Here is a 15,878-nt window from a genome sequence, read left to right on the forward strand (position 1 = left end):
AAAAAGAGAAGAAAGTAGAAAATCTACTTTCTTATAAGCCTACTGCACTTAAGGTTTGGTATTTATTCATATAAATTTGAGCTTCGATTTTTCTCATTGTATCAAGCGCTACTTGAACTACGATCAAAACAGAAGTTCCACCAAAATAAAAAGGCACACCAAACAACTTCACAATAAGCCATGGTAATGTAGCTACAAGCCCTAAATAAATAGAACCTGACAAGGTAAGTCTTGATGCTACTTCATTAAGATAATTTGCAGTTCCTTCACCTGGTCTAATACCTGGTATGAAACCGCCTTGTCTTTTAAGATTTTCAGCTATATCTTTTGCATTAAATACAATTGATGCATAAAAATACGCGAAGAAAATAACAAGTAAGAATGTTAAAAAATGAAAGAAAAATCCATTTGGATTTAAAAAGTCATAAATTTTTAACACATACTCATTTGTACTTGTTTGCAAAATAGTGCTTGGAAACATCAAAATCGCACTTGCAAAAATAGGAGGAATTACTCCACTTAAATTTATTTTAATAGGTATGTAATTCATAATGCGTTTGTTTTGATTTTGCATGATTACTTTTCTTGAGTAAGAAATAGGAATTCTTCTTTCTCCAAGCTCTACTACTATAATAGCCCAAATAGTAAGTAAAATTACAACTAAAATAGCAATGATAGTCAAGAAATTCATCTCACCTGTATTTACCAAATTTACTGTTCCACTAATTGCACCTGGAATTGTAGAAACAATACCGCCAAAGATGATCAAAGAAATACCATTTCCTATACCGCGTTGAGTGATTTGCTCACCTATCCACATTAAAAGCATGGTACCTGCAAGCATAGAAATAGCAGAAAGTGCAATAAAAGTATTCATATCAATCATAATAGCTGATTGACCTGCTTTTCCATGAAGACTTTGCAAGCCTATAGAAACACCTATACTTTGCACCAAAGTGATAACTATAGTAGCATAACGGATAATTTGCATATATTTTTGCATACCATCGCGCTCTTTTTTCATCTTTCCTATGTTAGGAAAAGTTGCCGCTAAAAGCTCCATAATAATCGAAGCAGTAATATAAGGCATAATGCCTAGAGAGATGATGCTAAGTCTTTCAGCAGCACCCCCACTAAACATATTAAACAAGCCTAATGCATTAGATGCATTAGAATCAAAAAATTCCTTGATAACACTGACATTAACCCCCGGAACTGGAACATAAGCTAATATTCTATAAGCAAATAAAAAAGCTAATGTTATGAGAATTTTATTTGTCAATGCTTTATTCATTATTTTTGTCCGCTAAAAGTGATCTTCTCGTCTTTAATTTTACTAGCAAGATCTTTAGCACTTGCTCCAATAAGCTTAACTTTATTTACATTTTTTGAAAGCTTATGAATACTATTGATTGTTTCAAATGTAATTTCGCTAAGCTCTTTGATTGCTGTGATTTTTTCAACATTAATCACATAAGGTTTTTCAAATTTAGAAGTAAAGCCTACTTTTGGTAAGCGTCTTTGAAGTGGTTGTTGACCCCCTTCAAAACCTCTTTTTTCGTTATAACCTTTTCTAGCAGTTTGGCCTTTTCCACCTTTAGTAGAAGTTTTTCCCATACCACTACCTTGACCACGGCCTATTCTTTTGGTTTTATGTGTTGAACCTGGTGCTTTTGTTAAATTCATTGATTATCCTTTAAGCATTGTAAGTGCTTTGATAGTAGCACGCACAACATTTGCTGAATTATTTGAACCTAAAGACTTAGTTAAAATGTCTTTAATACCTGCAAGTTCCACGATAGGACGTGTTGAACCACCTGCAATAACCCCTGTACCTTCACTTGCTGGTTTAAGTAAAATTCTACTTGCGTTGTATTTTACTTCTACATCATGAGGGATAGTTGAACCTTTTGTTTTAACTTCAACAATGTTTTTAAAAGCATCATCAACTGCTTTTCTGATAGCATCTGGAACTTCTTTAGCTTTTCCATAGCCCACACCAACTAAGCCTTTTCTATTTCCAACGATAACTAAAGCAGTAAATCTAAATCTTCTACCACCTTTAACAACCTTAGTAACCCTGCCGATATCGACGATTACTTCTTCAAATTCTTCTCTATTATATTTTTCCATCGATCTTCCTTTTGGGTTATAGTTTGATTCCGTTTTCTCTTAGTGCTTCAGCTAAAGCTGCAATCACACCATGGTATAAATAACCATTTCTATCAAACACTGCTTCTTCTATGTTTTTAGCTTTTAAAACTTTTGCAAATTCAGCTGCTATTTTTTTAGCGCCTTCTTTATTTGCTTTAACACCAATTTTTCTTCCATCTACTGCTGCTAAAGTTACTGCTTTAACATCATCGATAGCTTGGATATATAAAGTTCTGTTTGATTTGAAAACAGAAACTCTTGGAAGAGCTTGTGTTCCTGAAATTTTTGCTCTAATTCTTTTTTTTCTTTTAATTCTTAAAGATATTTTTCTTTTTAATACATTTGCTCTCATATTCTATCCTTACTTCTTAGATGTCTTACCAGCTTTGCGGATAATACGCTCATCTGAATATTTAACACCTTTTCCTTTGTAAGGCTCAGGTGGTCTAAATTCACGAATTTGAGCAGCAACTTGACCTACCACTTGTTTATCGCTACCTTTGATAATAACATTGTTTTTATCAACGGTAATTTCTATGCCTTCTGGAATAGCATAGTTGATAGGATGAGAAAAACCTAAAGCAAGTTCAAGAACTTTACCTTTTAACGCAGCTTTATAACCAACACCGTTGATTTCTAAAGTTTTGCTAAAGCCATCAGTTAAACCGATAATGATGTTTTGAGCTAAAGCTCTATAAGTTCCCCAATAAGCTCTACTTTGTCTATCTTCACCTTTAGGAGAGAAAAGAATTTGTCCTTCTTTAATCTCAACATTAACATTTGCTTTTGTATCAAGCTCTTTTGCTAAATTTCCTTTTTTGAATTTTAGCAAGTTACCTTCTAATTTTACTTCTACTCCACTTGGAATAGCAACTGGTTGTTTACCTATACGAGACATTCATTTTTCCTTTTTACTTGTCTACGATATGACTACTTTATAAGAATGGATACCGAATACCATAAAAAGTAGAAACTCTTACCAAATAGTACATAAAACTTCGCCGCCAACGCCTGCTTTATAAGCTTCGTCGTTAGCTAAAACACCTTTTGAAGTGCTTACTACGATAGTACCATAACCGTTTTTAAATCTTTTGATCTCATCTTTACCTTTATAAACACGACGACCAGGTTTAGAAATACGCTTAACTTCGTTAATTACGCTTTTACCTTTTTCATCATATTTTAAAACTACATTGATGAATTTCTTTTTATCCTCTTCAATAACATTAAAGCTTTCAATATAACCTTTAGCTTGGAAAATTCCAAGTAAAGCTTCGATAACTTTAGAATGCAAAAGTTGAGTAGTCTCTAATCTTCTCATCCCTGCATTTCTAATTCTTGTTAGTGAATCTGAAATTAAATCATTTATCATGGTTCTTTCCTCTTACCAACTTGCTTTTTTAAGACCAGGAATTAAACCTTCATTTGCCATTTTTCTTAAGCAAACTCTACAAATTCCAAAATCTCTATAAACTGAATGTGGTCTTCCACAAATTTGGCATCTAGTATACCCTCTAACGCTAAATTTAGGTTTGCGGGCAGCTTTTGCAATCATTGATTTTTTAGCCATATTACTTTCCTTTTGCAAATGGCACGCCAAATAATTCTAATAATTTTTGTGCCTCTTTATCTGATTTTGCTGTTGTAACGATAGAAATGTTCATACCATGAGTTCTTAAGATTTTATCATATTCAACTTCTGGGAACATTAACTGCTCATCTAAACCAAAGTTATAGTTTCCTCTTCCATCAAAACCATCTCTTGGAAGACCTCTAAAGTCTTTAACACGAGGAAGAGCTATAGTAATAAGCTTATCTAAGAAAGCATACATATTGTCTTTTCTTAATGTTACCATTACACCTACTGGGAAGCCTTCTCTTACTTTAAAACCAGCAACTGATTTTTTAGCTTTTGTGATAACTGCTTTTTGCCCAGCGATCAATGAAATAGTATCTGCAACATTTTGTAATACTTTTTGATCTTTTGCTAATTCCCCAGCACCTACACTGATTACAACTTTTTCAATAAAAAGAACAAGCATAGGATTTTTAATATCAAATTCTTTAACTAAAGCAGGTTTGATATTTTGAGTGTATTTTTCTTTCAATCTCATCATCTTATTCTCCTGCCTTTGCTACATTTGAAATATCCATTGGCATTTCTTTATTGATAAAACCGCCATTTGGATTTTTATCACTTGGCTTAACAGCTTTTTTAGCGATTTTACAACCTTCAACAATTACTTTATTTGTCTTAGGAAATACTGCTAAAACTTTACCTGTTTTGCCTTTGTCATCGCCTGCGATAACTTTTACCATATCATTCTTTTTAATTTTTAATTTCATTACAACACCTCCGGTGCTAGTGAAACAATTTTCATAAAGCCACCATATCTTACTTCACGACCTACTGGTCCAAAAATACGCGTTCCGATAGGCTCTCTTTTAGCATCAAGAATAACTGCTGCATTTTCATCAAAACGAATTAAAGAACCATTGTCTCTATGAATTTCTTTTTTAGTTCTAACGATAACTGCTTTTACCACTTGACCTTTTTTAACTTTACCATTTGGTAGAGCTTTTTTTACAGATGCAACGATTACATCACCAACAGTAGCGTATCTTCTTTTGCTACCACCTAAAACCTTAATACACATTAATTCTTTTGCACCGCTATTATCAGCAACTGCAAGCCTAGTAAAACTTTGAATCATTACTCAACTCCTGCTGATACTATAGTTTTTAAGCGAAATGATTTTCTCTTAGAAAGTGGTCTACATTCAATAGCAACTACAGTATTTCCCACTTTAAGTTCATTTCTTTCATCATGAATTAAATATTTTTTAAAGCGTTTTACGATTTTTCTGTATTTTGGGTGAACCACTTTTCTTTCAACCAAAATTGTTGCTGTTTTATCTCCAGCAATTTGAACAACAACACCTTGAATTTCTCTTTTAAATGCCATTTTCTATCCTTATTTTAAAGCGCTAATTGCAGTATTGATTCTAGCGATGTCTTTTTTAACTTCGCTAATCTCTTTAGGATTAGTTAGCTGCATTGTTTTTAGCTTTTGTCTTAAAGTAAATAAAAGCACCTTTTTTTCTTTTAGCATTGTTGCAAGCTCACCTGCTGTTTTATCTTTAATCTCAGTATATTTCATTTTGGCTCTCTCTTGTAACAAACTTAGTTTTAAATGGCAATTTATGCATCGCTAAAGTTAAAGCTTGTCTTGCCATTTCTTCATTAACCCCTGCCATTTCATAAATAATACGACCTGGTTTAATGTTCATTACCCATTCCTCAACTGCACCTTTACCTTTACCCATACGAGTTTCTAAAGGTTTTTTAGTTAGAGGTTTATCTGGGAAAACTCTAATCCAAGTTTTACCTTGTCTTTTTACAAAACGAGTTAAAGCAATACGAGCTGCTTCGATTTGGCGTGAATTGATACGGCCAGCTTCAGTTGCTTTTAGGGCAAAATCACCAAAAGTAAATTCAGTCCCTCTGTTGGCATAACCTCTGTTACGCCCTTTCATCATTTTACGATATTTTGTTCTTTTTGGCATTAACATGATTATTTACCTCTTCTTGCTCTTCTAGTTTTTTTAGCTGGAGCGTTTTCTTCGGTTTTTTCAGGTTGAACACCCTTTTGTAAAACTTCACCTTTGAAGATCCATACTTTAATACCTATATTTCCATAAGTAGTATGTGCTTCTGCAAAACCGTAATCGATTTTTGCTCTTAAAGTGTGAAGTGGAACACGACCTTCTAGGTACCATTCAGTTCTTGCCATTTCAGCACCACCTAAACGGCCTGAAACTGAAACTTTAATCCCTTTAGCACCTGCTTTTTGCGCTCCTTGAATTACTTTTTTCATTGCTCTTCTAAAAGCAATTCTTTTTTCAAGTTGAGTAGCAACACTTTCAGCTGCAAGCTGAGCTGAAGCACCTGCTTTTCTTTCTTCTTTGATATTGATATTAACTTCTTTTTTGATTAAATCTTGAAGTTCTTTTCTTAAAATATCAACATCACTACCTTTTTTACCAATAATAATCCCTGGTCTTGCAGCTACAACAGTTACTCTTAATTTTTTCGCTGTTCTTTCTACAAGAATTTGGCTAATTCCTGCATAATAAAGTTTTCTTTTTAAAAATGTTCTGATTTTATAATCTTCACCAATATTTTCTGCTAAATTAGCTTTTGTAGGAAACCATCTTGATTCCCAATTTCTATTAATTCCTAGTCTTAAACCAATCGGATTTACTTTTTGTCCCATATTAGCTTTCCTTTTTCACTGATGCTTTTTTAGCTTTTGTAGTTTTTTCAGCACTTGCTTCTACTTTACTAACTTCTACCAAAATGTGTGAAGTTGGCTTTCTAATACGACTAGCACTTCCTCTAGCTCTTGGTCTAAATCTTTTTAAAACCGCACCAGCATCAACACGACAACTTGAAACAACAACTTCATTTGCTTCAAATCCGCCATTTGCTACAGCACTTGAAATAGCATTTGCTATAAATTTAGCACCTTTATTTGGCATAAATTTCAAACTAGCTAATGCAAGCTCTGCATTCATACCTTGAACTTCTCTAGCAATCAATCTCGCTTTAGTTGGAGATAATCTTATGAATTTAATTAACGCTCTACTCATAAATCTCCCTTACTTACCTATTTTTTTCTGAACAGAGCCTTTATGACCCTTAAATGTTCTAGTAGGTGCAAATTCACCTAATTTGTAACCGATATGATTTTCAGTAATATATACTGGGATAAAGCTTTTTCCATTATGAACATTAAAAGTTAAACCTATCATATCAGGTATAATAGTGCTGCGTCTTGACCAAGTTTTAATTGGCTTACCATCGTTAGCTTTTTTAGCAGCGATGACTTTTTTCATTACATGGTCATCAACAAAAGGACCTTTTTTTAGTGACCTAGCCATCTTACTTTCCTTTTCTTCTTGAAATTATTAGCTTATCGCTAGCTTTTTTACGGCGAGTTTTAGCACCTTTAGTTGGTTTACCCCATGGAGTAACTGGATGACGGCCTGAATTTTTCTTACCTTCACCCCCACCGTGCGGGTGATCAACTGGGTTCATCGCAGAACCTCTTGTTTGAGGACGAATACCTCTATGACGATTTCTACCTGCTTTACCGATAGTCACATTTGACCATTCTTCATTACCAACTTCACCGATACTTGCCATACATTCAGCTAAAACTTGTCTCATTTCACCACTTGCAAGTCTTAAGATAACGTATTTTTCTTCTTTACCCATTAATTGAGCATAAGCACCTGCTGAACGGATCATTTGACCGCCTTTGCCTGGTTTTAACTCGATATTGTGTACGATAGTACCCACTGGGATATTTCTTAATTTCATTGCATTACCTGGCTTAATGTCAAGTCCGCTTTCAGCAGCACAAATAACATCACCAACGCTTAAACCTTTTGGTTGTAAGATGTATCTTTTTTCACCATCTCTATAAGAGATTAATGCAATACGACAATTTCTGTATGGATCATACTCGATTGCTTCAACTTTACCTTCAATACCAAATTTTCTTCTTTTAAAATCTATAATTCTGTAAAGTTTTTTAGCACCTGCTTCTTTATGACGGCTTGTGATTCTACCATTATTGTTACGACCTGCATGAGCTGGAAGTTTTACAAGTAATGAACGCACACTAGCTTTTGCTGTGATATCATCAGAGCTTACACCTGTGATGTATCTTCTACTTGGAGTATATGGTTTATAAGTTTTAATTGCCATCTTATGCCTCCGAACTTTCTAAGCTCACACCTTCTGGTAGCTTAACATAGAATTTTTTAAAGCTATTTCTTTGACCTTCGCGACCTCTAAAACGCTTTACTTTTCCATCCATTTTTAAAGAATTAATTCTTACTGGAGTTACACCAAAATATTCTCTTAAAACTTCTTTTAGACCATTTTTAGTCATTTTTGGAGAAGTTTGAATAACTACAACACCTTGCTCTTGAAGGTTTAAGCTTTTTTCAGTGTAAAGTATTGTTTTTATATCAGTAATATCTGCCATTTTAACCCTCTTTTACGATAGATTCAAGCGCTGCTTTTTCAATGATAACAGCATTAAATACAGATACTAAATAAGCATTTACTTCGCTAATATCAACTACATAGCAATTTGCTAAGTTTCTAAAAGCAAGAAGTGTTTTTTCATCTAGTAAATCTTTTACAATTAAAGCATCTTTTAAACCAAGCTTTTTAATAACTGCATTTGCATCTTTTGTTTTACCGCTTTCAATGCTTAAACTATCTACTGAGAATAATGCATTGTTTTGTGCTTTATCAGCCAATGCTCTTTCAAGCGCTAAGCGTTTTTGTTTTTTATTAACTTTTTGGAAATAATTACGATTGTTTGTAGGGCCAAATGCTACAGCACCACCAACCCAAACATTCGTTCTTGTTGAACCTGCTCTTGCACCACCACGACCTTTTTGTCTCCATGGTTTTTTACCACCACCGCTTACATCGCTTCTACCTTTAGTATGAGCTGTGTTTGCTCTAAGGCTAGCAAGATAAGATTTTACATATAAATAAAGGTTGTGAGGATTAACTTCTGCATATTTTGCTGGAAGATCGAGTTCACTAGCTTTTTCAAATTTATCATTTAAAACAGTTACTTTACTCATTTTGCAATCCTTATTTTACCCATAGCACCATTAAATCCTGGTACCGCACCTTTTACTACTAAGATGCCATTTTCTTCATCAAATGAAACTACTTCATTTTTAACAGTAACTTTTACATTACCATAATGACCTGCCATTTTCATACCTGGTTGAACACGACCTGGCCATTCGCGGTTACCGATTGATCCGTGGCGTCTGTGGAATCTTGAACCGTGACTTGCAGGACCTCCGGCAAATCCGTGTCTTTTAACAACCCCACTATAACCTCTACCTTTAGAATTAAAGCTTACTTTTAAGATAGAAGCTTCTTTTAAAGGATTAAGATCAATATCACCTGCTTCTGTGTTTGCTACTTCTAAAGAAGCAAATCTATTATATTCAGCTGAAAGATTGTATTTTTTTTGCTGACCCGCAATGCATTTATTATTTGCTTTGCCTTTTACATAAGCAACCAAAGCTTTTCCATTTTCTACTTCACATACTTTAGTTTGAACAAGTTTAAGTAAGGTTACAGGAATGCTTGGTGTGCTGATTGTTCTACTCATACCAATTTTTTCTACAATGTATTCCATATTCTATCCTTATTTACCCATAGCTCTTACTTCAACATTGACCTCTGGAGCCAAGTCAAGCTTAGTGAGTGAATCTACTGTATCTGGAGTAGCTGCTACAATATCAAGCATACGAGCATGAATTCTCATCTCAAATTGTTCGCGTGAATCTTTGTTGATGTGTGGAGATTTCAAAACTGTGTATCTTTTGATTTTTGTAGGCATTGGCACTGGACCTCTGATGTCAGCACCTGTTCTTTTAACAGCTTCTACAATTGCTGCAACTGTGCGATCTAGAACTCTGTGGTCATAAGCTTTTAGCTTAAGCCTGATTCTTTCCATATTTTTTCCTTTGTAAAGAACTCGTTAGACCCATAAGAATCTAACCACCATATAATAATGATGTTGAGATTATATAAAAAGAGCCTTTGCTATGTCAAGAAATTTATGCATTTTTTTTAATTATTTTCCTTTTAAAAAGGATAAAAATTAAATTTTATAAAATTTACAAGATTTTTTATACATTAAGAAAATCTAAGAAAAAATATAGTATGATTTCAAAATCTAAAGGGGCATTAGCTCAGCTGGGAGAGCACAACGCTGGCAGCGTTGGGGTCAGCGGTTCGAACCCGCTATGCTCCACCATTAATTACAAAGAAATTTATGAAATCACTACAATTTTTTTACGATAATTACCCAAAATTTCAAAAATTTGATGAAAGAAAAATTCAAATTCAAACCCATAAAAACATCATTATAAAAGGTGGTTTTGCAAGTGGTAAGAAAAATTTAATTTTAAATTTTTTATCTTTGTACAAAAGCGAAAATATACTTTTTATCGATTGTGATGATTTAAAATTTCAAGCAAGTGCTTTGGTAAATTTAAATTCGTTTTTAACCTATAATCCACAGATTAAATTTTTAGCACTTTGCAACTTTGCTCATGATTTTGACTTTGCCAGTTTAAAACACCTTAATTTGCAAATCATATTAAGTGTTTGTGATAGCAATTTTCATTTAGATTATTTTGAAGAACTTCATTTAGATTATTTGGACTTTGAAGAATTTTTAAGCTTAAACAAAAAATACGCTGACACTAAAACCATGGTAAGTTATTTTTTACATACAGGACGCAATGTGATTTTAAATCATAATTTTAACACAAACCCATCATACTTAAGAAGTTTTTACACTCCATTAGAGCTTACTATACTCAAACAAATTGCCTTGGAACTTGGGAATGAATTTAGCGTTAATGAGCTATTAAAAACACTAAAAAATACTATAAAAATTTCCAAAGATACCTTATATAAAAGCATAGAAAAACTAGAATCAAACTACACTTTGTATTTTGTAAAAAATCTTGAAAAGAATTTAAAAAAAGTATATTTTTGGGACTTTTCACTAAAAAATTCTCTAAGCATACAAAAAGACTTTAGTGCTTTGTTTGAAAATTTGATTTTAAGCGAGTTGTTTAAATTTGAACAAGAAATTTTTTATACCAAATATTTTGATTTTTACTTACCAAGTCTTAAAAATGCATTTTTATGCTCGCCCTTTAAAGATAAAGATTTACTTAGTTTAAAAGTCAAAAAAATACTTAGTAAAAACCAACTCACACTTTCGACTATTTATATCATCACGCTTTCACAAAGAGATGAGTTTTTCATAGAAGGGGTGCGTGTGATGATTTTACCTTTTGATGAGTGGGCTTTAGGAAATTAATCTAACTCATCAAGCTTATGTTGATTTATGATAGAAATAATAAGCTTAGTATAATTACTTTTGATCTCTGAGTATTTTTCCAAATGACTTGCCGCTTCTTTGCCATCAAGTTTTTCATTTTGATTTATAGCATCCCACCGCCAAGCTCTAAATTCCTTATAAGCATCATGACGATTTAAATTTAGCAAGTATGAATCCACGCTTTCTTGCAAGGTATCAAATATACGAATTTTATGAGTTTTACCTTCACTTCTTTCTTTTGGAATCAAACCTTTCTCGCCCCAAGTCCATTCTCCAAATAAATTATTTGCTTCTTTAGCAAAACGACTTGTACCAGTTGCGCTTTCAATAATTGCTTGAGCTATGGCTAAAGATTTTGGAACTTTTTGGATACGCAGTTGGTATTCCTTGTGATCGTATAAATTTTTAACGCGATATTTTTCTTTTAAAAACCATAGTTTTTGCACAGCATTAGAATTTAGTTTTCTAAAATTACTCTTTAAAGCTTCCTCAAAAAAAATATCTATAAATTCTTTTTCATTTTCAATTTCTTTGAAAGAAACATCCAACAAAGCATTGATTTTTTTGATAAAAACTTCACGCTTTTCTTTTATACTTAAAGCATAATAATGTTTATCAAAACCTGCTATAAATTCAGCTTTTAAAAATAAAAAACTACTAAGTAAAATTATAATCAGCTTCAAAACAGCACTTTACCTTTCCTCTGAAAAATATTTGATCATCCTCTAATCTAAAATATAAATTTTCTTTGCTTTTTGGCTTTACTAAAATATCATCTTTAACTTTTTGATTTAAATAAGCAAGATAAAAACAAGCTCCCATACCTGTACCACAAGCTAAAGTCTCATCTTCTACCCCGCGTTCATAGGTTCTAACTCTTATAAATTCTTCATTTTCTATTTTAGCAAAATTAACATTTGCATTATATTTTTTACGCACTTCTTTGCATAAATTTACATCAAATTCATTTAAATCATCAACAAAAGTCACCATATGTGGCACACCTGTATTACATCCTTGCCAAATTCTATCTTTATGTTTAAAAGCTTCTTTAATATCCTTCACTCCGCTTAATTTAATCTCTACCATGTCATCATCAACAAATGATTTTATAAGTCCTGCTCCAGTTAAAAAATTTAAATATTGTGATTTTTTTAGATAATGATGAGCAAAATGAGCTGCTGCACGCGATCCATTACCGCACATATTTGCTTTACTGCCATCGCAATTATAAAATTCCCATTCAAAATCATATCTATCATGAGGCACAACTACTATAAGCCCATCAGCACCTATGCCCTCATAACGATTACAAAGAATTCTAGCTAACTCGCTACGATCTTTTTTTTCACCATCTGCAAATACTACAAAATCATTTCCGCTTGCACAATATTTATAAAATTTCATTTTTAACCTTTAAAGTATGTTTTAAAAAATTTAGCACATTTTCTTCAAATTTTTCATAACTTGAAATATTTTTTATCACAAAATCTGCTTTTTTTAGTTTTTCTTCTATATCAAGTTGCAAATTAATTCTTTTTAAGGCTTCATTTTCATCTAAATTATCTCTTTGCATTAATCTTTTTAATAAAATTTCTTTTGGAGCATAAATCAATATACTTTTTCCTAGATCTTGATAATGATTATTTTCAAAAAATAAAGGCAATTCTATAAAAAAAGCCTTGTTTTTTTTATCTAAAATTAGTGCTTTTTGTAAAATTTCTTCTTTGATTTTAGGATGTAAAAAACCTTCTAACTTTTTTTTAGCGTTTAAATCATTAAATACAATAGCACCAAGCTTTTTTCTATCTATTTTTCCTGCTATAAGTAAATCATCATTATCAAAAAGCTTAGCTATAGAATTAGCATTTTCATTTAAAAGCTCACGAGCTATCACATCTGCACTTAAAGTATCAAAACCCAAATTTTGAACTATTTTTATAAAGCTTGACTTTCCACCTGCTATACTTGAAGTCACAAAATAAGCATTTTGCATAATTTAACCTTAAAATATTTTTAGTTAAAATACCTTTTAAATTCTTAAAGGAAGATAAATGAATATAAGTTATGAAGATGCGGGCGTAAGTATAGATAATGGTAATACTTTTGTAGAAGCAATCAAGCCTTTAGTAAAAGAAACTTTTAATGAAAATGTTTTAGGTGGCATAGGTTCTTTTTCAGGCGCTTTTGCCATGCCAAGTGGTTTTAAAAATCCTGTTATGCTAGCAGCAACAGATGGGGTAGGCACAAAGTTGCGTCTTGCTATTGATAGTCAAAAATTTGACACCATAGGCGAAGATTTAGTAGCAATGTGCGTGAATGATTTAATTTGTAATTTTGCTACGCCTTTGTTTTTTCTAGACTATTATGCAAGTGCAAAGTTAGATGTAGAAGTAGCTAAAAAGGTTGTAGCAGGGATTGCTAATGGTTGTAAAAAAGCAAATTGTGCCTTAATAGGCGGAGAAACTGCTGAAATGCCTGGAATGTATCATAACAATGACTTTGACTTAGCAGGTTTTTCAGTGGGCATGGCTGAAAAAGATGAAATAGATAGAAGAAATTTTGTAAAAAATGGAGATATTTTACTAGCTTTGCCTAGTAGTGGGCTTCATTCTAATGGATATTCTTTAGCTAGAAAAGTATTATTTGAAGTACAAAAGCTTAAATTTGATGATAAAATAGATGGTAAAAATTTAATCGATATTTTACTTGAACCTACAAGAATTTATGTAAAAGACTTTTTAAAATTAAAACTCTTCATCAATGCACTAGCTCATATAACAGGTGGTGGTTTAGTAGAAAATTTACCTAGAGTTTTTCCAAGAGGAATAGGTGCTATTATTAGAAAACATCATCTAAAAACTCCTGAAATTTTTTATCAAATAGGCCAAAGCGTAGAAGAAGCTGAAATGTATAGAAGCTTTAACATGGGTGTGGGCTTAGTTATGGTGGTAGATCCATCTAATGTAGGAAAAGTTTTAGAGAACTCAGATGCTTATGTAATAGGCGAAGTTGTGCTAAATGAAGGGGTTGTTTTAGAGTAATTAACTCCCTAGAGTTTGCTAATAAATCACATTGAGCTTAAAAATAAGCTTAATGTGATAGAGTGTATTTAATAAGGAGTTTATTGTTTTTAAATTATTTATAATACTAAAAACTTTTATAGTTTTTATATTCAACATTGGCACATTCTTAACTTTATTGTGCTAATTGTGCTTTTTTAAATTTTTATTTTGTCATTTTATAATCTGTTTTAACAAACTCTAGGCAATTAATTAAACACTAAGCCTTAAAAGGCTTAGTTAATCATTATTAAAATATAAAGTCAAACTGTAAAAATCCCGTATGCGAATGAGAATTATTTGCAAAAGTTCCATTATAATTAAATGACATTTCTAAATCTTCTGCCAAAGAAAAAATCAAAGACGCACTTGCATATTGATAAGTTCTTGGCAAATCTAAGGTTTCGCTTGCTTTTAAGTTTGCAAAATTTACTCTTGATTCTACTTCAGGATTAAAATTAATTCTTGCACCTGCTTCAAATGAAGTGCTAATTTGCGGATGCCATTTATTAAGCCATTTAAGAGACGCTGTACTTGAAAAGAGATTTAATTCACTCTTATAATATCTTTCATGATTTAATGCTCCATCTCCATGCATGCTGAAAGCTTTTGTGAAACCACCTTCATAGTTTAAAGACACCTCAGGAGTAATTATATTATCTACCCCATCTAAATAAAAATTCATACCAGTTCCAATACTTGCTCCATAACCATAGGTATCTGTATTACCATTAGCCTCTCTTTTTCCTTTATCAACAAATTTTTGCACATCATTTTTGGTATATGCTGCTTTGGTATGGAATTTAAAAAAGGCTTCTTTTATCTCATCTTCTAATAAAATATTAGAATACTTCAAACCAGCATACACTGTTTGCATTTTTAAAGAGAAATAATCTTTAGTATCCATATTAGCCTCTTCGGTTCCTACATAAGCTCCTAGCATACCTATATCTTTTAAAGTATGAAAACCTGCTACTACACCTTTAGTATTTCCTTTAGAATAATCATTTGTTCCTAAAAGCTTAATGCTATTAGATGAAAAATAAGGCAATATAAAGCCGTGATAATGCTCATCTGCATCAAAACCTACTAAGTCTTTATTTGTTTTATGATTATTGTGTATTCTTGCATGTTTGTAAGCCATTCTTGATGCATCATCTAAAACAGTATCAAGGAAGAATGATCTCATCATATAAGTGTTAATTATTGTTTGAGCCATAACCGAACCCACTCCAGCACTTACATCTGCTAAGGTTTTATATTGTCCTGTTATAGGATCATAAACTAAATTTAATAAATCATTGTTTGAACCAACATTACCTACTCCTATGCTACCACCACTACCAGTATTATTAACTATATTGTCAGGATTGATAGGTTTGCTTGCATCAAAATTTGGATCTGAAGTATCTACTGTGATATTGTCTATATTTGTAGAGCCACTTCCATTTCCACCTACATTAATAGCTCCATCAAAGCTACCATCTTCATTTGGTTTTACTATCCAATCTCCTACATTTACATTACCATTACCATTATTAGTAATGTGATTACCATCTTTATCAGGTTTAACTGTACCTTGGTTATCTATATTAACATCATTATTACCATTATTAACTATACCACCACCGATATTACCATTGGAACCATTTGAAATAGAAGTATTACCGCCGCCACTACCTACAGTGATA

The 15,878-nt window shown here is 32.2% G+C and carries 27 protein-coding genes and 1 tRNA gene; 3 read left to right on the plus strand and 25 right to left on the minus strand.

Annotated features, from left to right (window positions below; translation table 11 throughout):
* Window positions 1-31: 31 nt before the first annotated feature.
* From secY to rpsJ, 21 genes are all read right to left on the minus strand, one after another.
* Window positions 32-1,294: a preprotein translocase subunit SecY gene (secY, locus tag L8W64_RS06885; protein WP_263662694.1), complete on the minus strand. Its 1,263-nt coding sequence runs from the start codon at window positions 1,292-1,294 to the stop codon at window positions 32-34.
* Window positions 1,294-1,686: a 50S ribosomal protein L15 gene (rplO, locus tag L8W64_RS06890; RefSeq protein WP_039617163.1), complete on the minus strand. Its 393-nt coding sequence runs from the start codon at window positions 1,684-1,686 to the stop codon at window positions 1,294-1,296. The genes secY and rplO overlap by 1 nt, the downstream gene beginning before the upstream one ends.
* A 3-nt stretch (window positions 1,687-1,689) precedes the next feature.
* A complete protein-coding gene (gene rpsE, locus L8W64_RS06895) occupies window positions 1,690-2,133 on the minus strand; it encodes a 30S ribosomal protein S5 (RefSeq protein ID WP_039617161.1) in 444 nt (147 codons plus the stop codon).
* 16 nt (window positions 2,134-2,149) lie between these two features.
* A complete protein-coding gene (rplR, locus tag L8W64_RS06900; protein WP_039617157.1) occupies window positions 2,150-2,506 on the minus strand; it encodes a 50S ribosomal protein L18 in 357 nt (118 codons plus the stop codon).
* A gap of 9 nt (window positions 2,507-2,515) precedes the next feature.
* Window positions 2,516-3,052 (minus strand): 50S ribosomal protein L6, encoded by a 537-nt coding sequence (gene rplF / locus L8W64_RS06905; protein WP_039617154.1) that lies wholly within the window; start codon window positions 3,050-3,052, stop codon window positions 2,516-2,518.
* Between the two features lie 78 nt (window positions 3,053-3,130).
* The gene (gene rpsH, locus L8W64_RS06910; protein WP_039617152.1) at window positions 3,131-3,526 is read right to left on the minus strand and encodes a 30S ribosomal protein S8; all 396 of its coding nucleotides are present in this window, start codon (window positions 3,524-3,526) and stop codon (window positions 3,131-3,133) included.
* A gap of 12 nt (window positions 3,527-3,538) precedes the next feature.
* On the minus strand, window positions 3,539-3,724 hold the full coding sequence (locus L8W64_RS06915; protein WP_012660824.1) for a type Z 30S ribosomal protein S14: 186 nt from the start codon (window positions 3,722-3,724) through the stop codon (window positions 3,539-3,541).
* A gap of 1 nt (window position 3,725) precedes the next feature.
* Window positions 3,726-4,271, minus strand: coding sequence for a 50S ribosomal protein L5 (rplE, locus tag L8W64_RS06920; RefSeq protein WP_263673282.1), 546 nt, complete (start codon window positions 4,269-4,271; stop codon window positions 3,726-3,728).
* A gap of 1 nt (window position 4,272) precedes the next feature.
* Window positions 4,273-4,500 carry a 50S ribosomal protein L24 gene (gene rplX / locus L8W64_RS06925; protein ID WP_012660822.1) on the minus strand — a complete coding sequence of 76 codons (228 nt, stop codon included), beginning with the start codon at window positions 4,498-4,500 and terminating at the stop codon, window positions 4,273-4,275.
* Window positions 4,500-4,868, minus strand: coding sequence for a 50S ribosomal protein L14 (gene rplN, locus L8W64_RS06930; RefSeq protein ID WP_012660821.1), 369 nt, complete (start codon window positions 4,866-4,868; stop codon window positions 4,500-4,502). The genes rplX and rplN overlap by 1 nt, the downstream gene beginning before the upstream one ends.
* A complete protein-coding gene (gene rpsQ, locus L8W64_RS06935) occupies window positions 4,868-5,119 on the minus strand; it encodes a 30S ribosomal protein S17 (RefSeq protein WP_039617148.1) in 252 nt (83 codons plus the stop codon). The genes rplN and rpsQ overlap by 1 nt, the downstream gene beginning before the upstream one ends.
* Before the next feature lie 9 nt (window positions 5,120-5,128).
* Window positions 5,129-5,314 (minus strand): 50S ribosomal protein L29, encoded by a 186-nt coding sequence (gene rpmC, locus L8W64_RS06940; protein ID WP_012660819.1) that lies wholly within the window; start codon window positions 5,312-5,314, stop codon window positions 5,129-5,131.
* Complete coding sequence (gene rplP, locus L8W64_RS06945; RefSeq protein WP_012660818.1) at window positions 5,301-5,726, minus strand: 50S ribosomal protein L16; 426 nt, start codon at window positions 5,724-5,726, stop codon at window positions 5,301-5,303. Before rplP ends, rpmC begins: the two co-directional genes overlap by 14 nt.
* 2 nt (window positions 5,727-5,728) lie before the next feature.
* Window positions 5,729-6,430 (minus strand): 30S ribosomal protein S3, encoded by a 702-nt coding sequence (rpsC, locus tag L8W64_RS06950; RefSeq protein WP_039617145.1) that lies wholly within the window; start codon window positions 6,428-6,430, stop codon window positions 5,729-5,731.
* Window position 6,431: 1 nt separating this feature from the next.
* Window positions 6,432-6,806, minus strand: a complete 375-nt coding sequence (rplV, locus tag L8W64_RS06955; RefSeq protein ID WP_039617143.1) for a 50S ribosomal protein L22 — start codon at window positions 6,804-6,806, stop codon at window positions 6,432-6,434.
* Window positions 6,807-6,815: 9 nt separating this feature from the next.
* Complete coding sequence (gene rpsS, locus L8W64_RS06960) at window positions 6,816-7,097, minus strand: 30S ribosomal protein S19 (protein WP_039664929.1); 282 nt, start codon at window positions 7,095-7,097, stop codon at window positions 6,816-6,818.
* A gap of 1 nt (window position 7,098) precedes the next feature.
* Window positions 7,099-7,929 carry a 50S ribosomal protein L2 gene (rplB, locus tag L8W64_RS06965; protein WP_039625087.1) on the minus strand — a complete coding sequence of 277 codons (831 nt, stop codon included), beginning with the start codon at window positions 7,927-7,929 and terminating at the stop codon, window positions 7,099-7,101.
* Window position 7,930: 1 nt separating this feature from the next.
* Window positions 7,931-8,212 (minus strand): 50S ribosomal protein L23, encoded by a 282-nt coding sequence (locus L8W64_RS06970; RefSeq protein ID WP_039617139.1) that lies wholly within the window; start codon window positions 8,210-8,212, stop codon window positions 7,931-7,933.
* A gap of 1 nt (window position 8,213) precedes the next feature.
* On the minus strand, window positions 8,214-8,828 hold the full coding sequence (gene rplD, locus L8W64_RS06975; RefSeq protein ID WP_039617137.1) for a 50S ribosomal protein L4: 615 nt from the start codon (window positions 8,826-8,828) through the stop codon (window positions 8,214-8,216).
* Window positions 8,825-9,400 carry a 50S ribosomal protein L3 gene (gene rplC, locus L8W64_RS06980; protein ID WP_012660811.1) on the minus strand — a complete coding sequence of 192 codons (576 nt, stop codon included), beginning with the start codon at window positions 9,398-9,400 and terminating at the stop codon, window positions 8,825-8,827. Before rplC ends, rplD begins: the two co-directional genes overlap by 4 nt.
* Window positions 9,401-9,409: 9 nt before the next feature.
* On the minus strand, window positions 9,410-9,721 hold the full coding sequence (rpsJ, locus tag L8W64_RS06985) for a 30S ribosomal protein S10 (RefSeq protein ID WP_012660810.1): 312 nt from the start codon (window positions 9,719-9,721) through the stop codon (window positions 9,410-9,412).
* Between the two features lie 227 nt (window positions 9,722-9,948).
* Between rpsJ and L8W64_RS06990 the strand changes: the two genes are divergently transcribed.
* Window positions 9,949-10,024, plus strand: a tRNA-Ala gene (locus L8W64_RS06990).
* A gap of 18 nt (window positions 10,025-10,042) precedes the next feature.
* Window positions 10,043-11,104 carry an ATP-binding protein gene (locus L8W64_RS06995; protein WP_263673283.1) on the plus strand — a complete coding sequence of 354 codons (1,062 nt, stop codon included), beginning with the start codon at window positions 10,043-10,045 and terminating at the stop codon, window positions 11,102-11,104.
* Here L8W64_RS06995 and L8W64_RS07000 read toward each other — a convergent pair.
* The 3 genes from L8W64_RS07000 to coaE are packed head-to-tail and all read right to left on the minus strand — an operon-like array spanning window position 11,101 to window position 13,121.
* Window positions 11,101-11,808, minus strand: coding sequence for a glucosaminidase domain-containing protein (locus L8W64_RS07000; protein WP_133319132.1), 708 nt, complete (start codon window positions 11,806-11,808; stop codon window positions 11,101-11,103). The genes L8W64_RS06995 and L8W64_RS07000 overlap by 4 nt on opposite strands.
* The gene (dapF, locus tag L8W64_RS07005) at window positions 11,783-12,532 is read right to left on the minus strand and encodes a diaminopimelate epimerase (protein ID WP_133319131.1); all 750 of its coding nucleotides are present in this window, start codon (window positions 12,530-12,532) and stop codon (window positions 11,783-11,785) included. The genes L8W64_RS07000 and dapF overlap by 26 nt, the downstream gene beginning before the upstream one ends.
* Window positions 12,519-13,121, minus strand: coding sequence for a dephospho-CoA kinase (gene coaE, locus L8W64_RS07010; RefSeq protein WP_263673285.1), 603 nt, complete (start codon window positions 13,119-13,121; stop codon window positions 12,519-12,521). The genes dapF and coaE overlap by 14 nt, the downstream gene beginning before the upstream one ends.
* A gap of 58 nt (window positions 13,122-13,179) precedes the next feature.
* Here coaE and purM point away from each other — a divergent pair, with 58 nt between their 5' ends.
* The gene (purM, locus tag L8W64_RS07015) at window positions 13,180-14,169 is read left to right on the plus strand and encodes a phosphoribosylformylglycinamidine cyclo-ligase (protein ID WP_263673286.1); all 990 of its coding nucleotides are present in this window, start codon (window positions 13,180-13,182) and stop codon (window positions 14,167-14,169) included.
* A gap of 268 nt (window positions 14,170-14,437) precedes the next feature.
* On the opposite strand, the gene L8W64_RS07020 is transcribed toward purM, so the two are convergent.
* Window positions 14,438-15,878: autotransporter outer membrane beta-barrel domain-containing protein (locus tag L8W64_RS07020; protein WP_263673288.1), on the minus strand; the 1,441-nt coding region annotated here is incomplete at its 5' end.

The organism is Campylobacter sp. IFREMER_LSEM_CL1097 (genome assembly GCF_025772225.1).
GTDB lineage: Bacteria > Campylobacterota > Campylobacteria > Campylobacterales > Campylobacteraceae > Campylobacter_D > Campylobacter_D lari_D.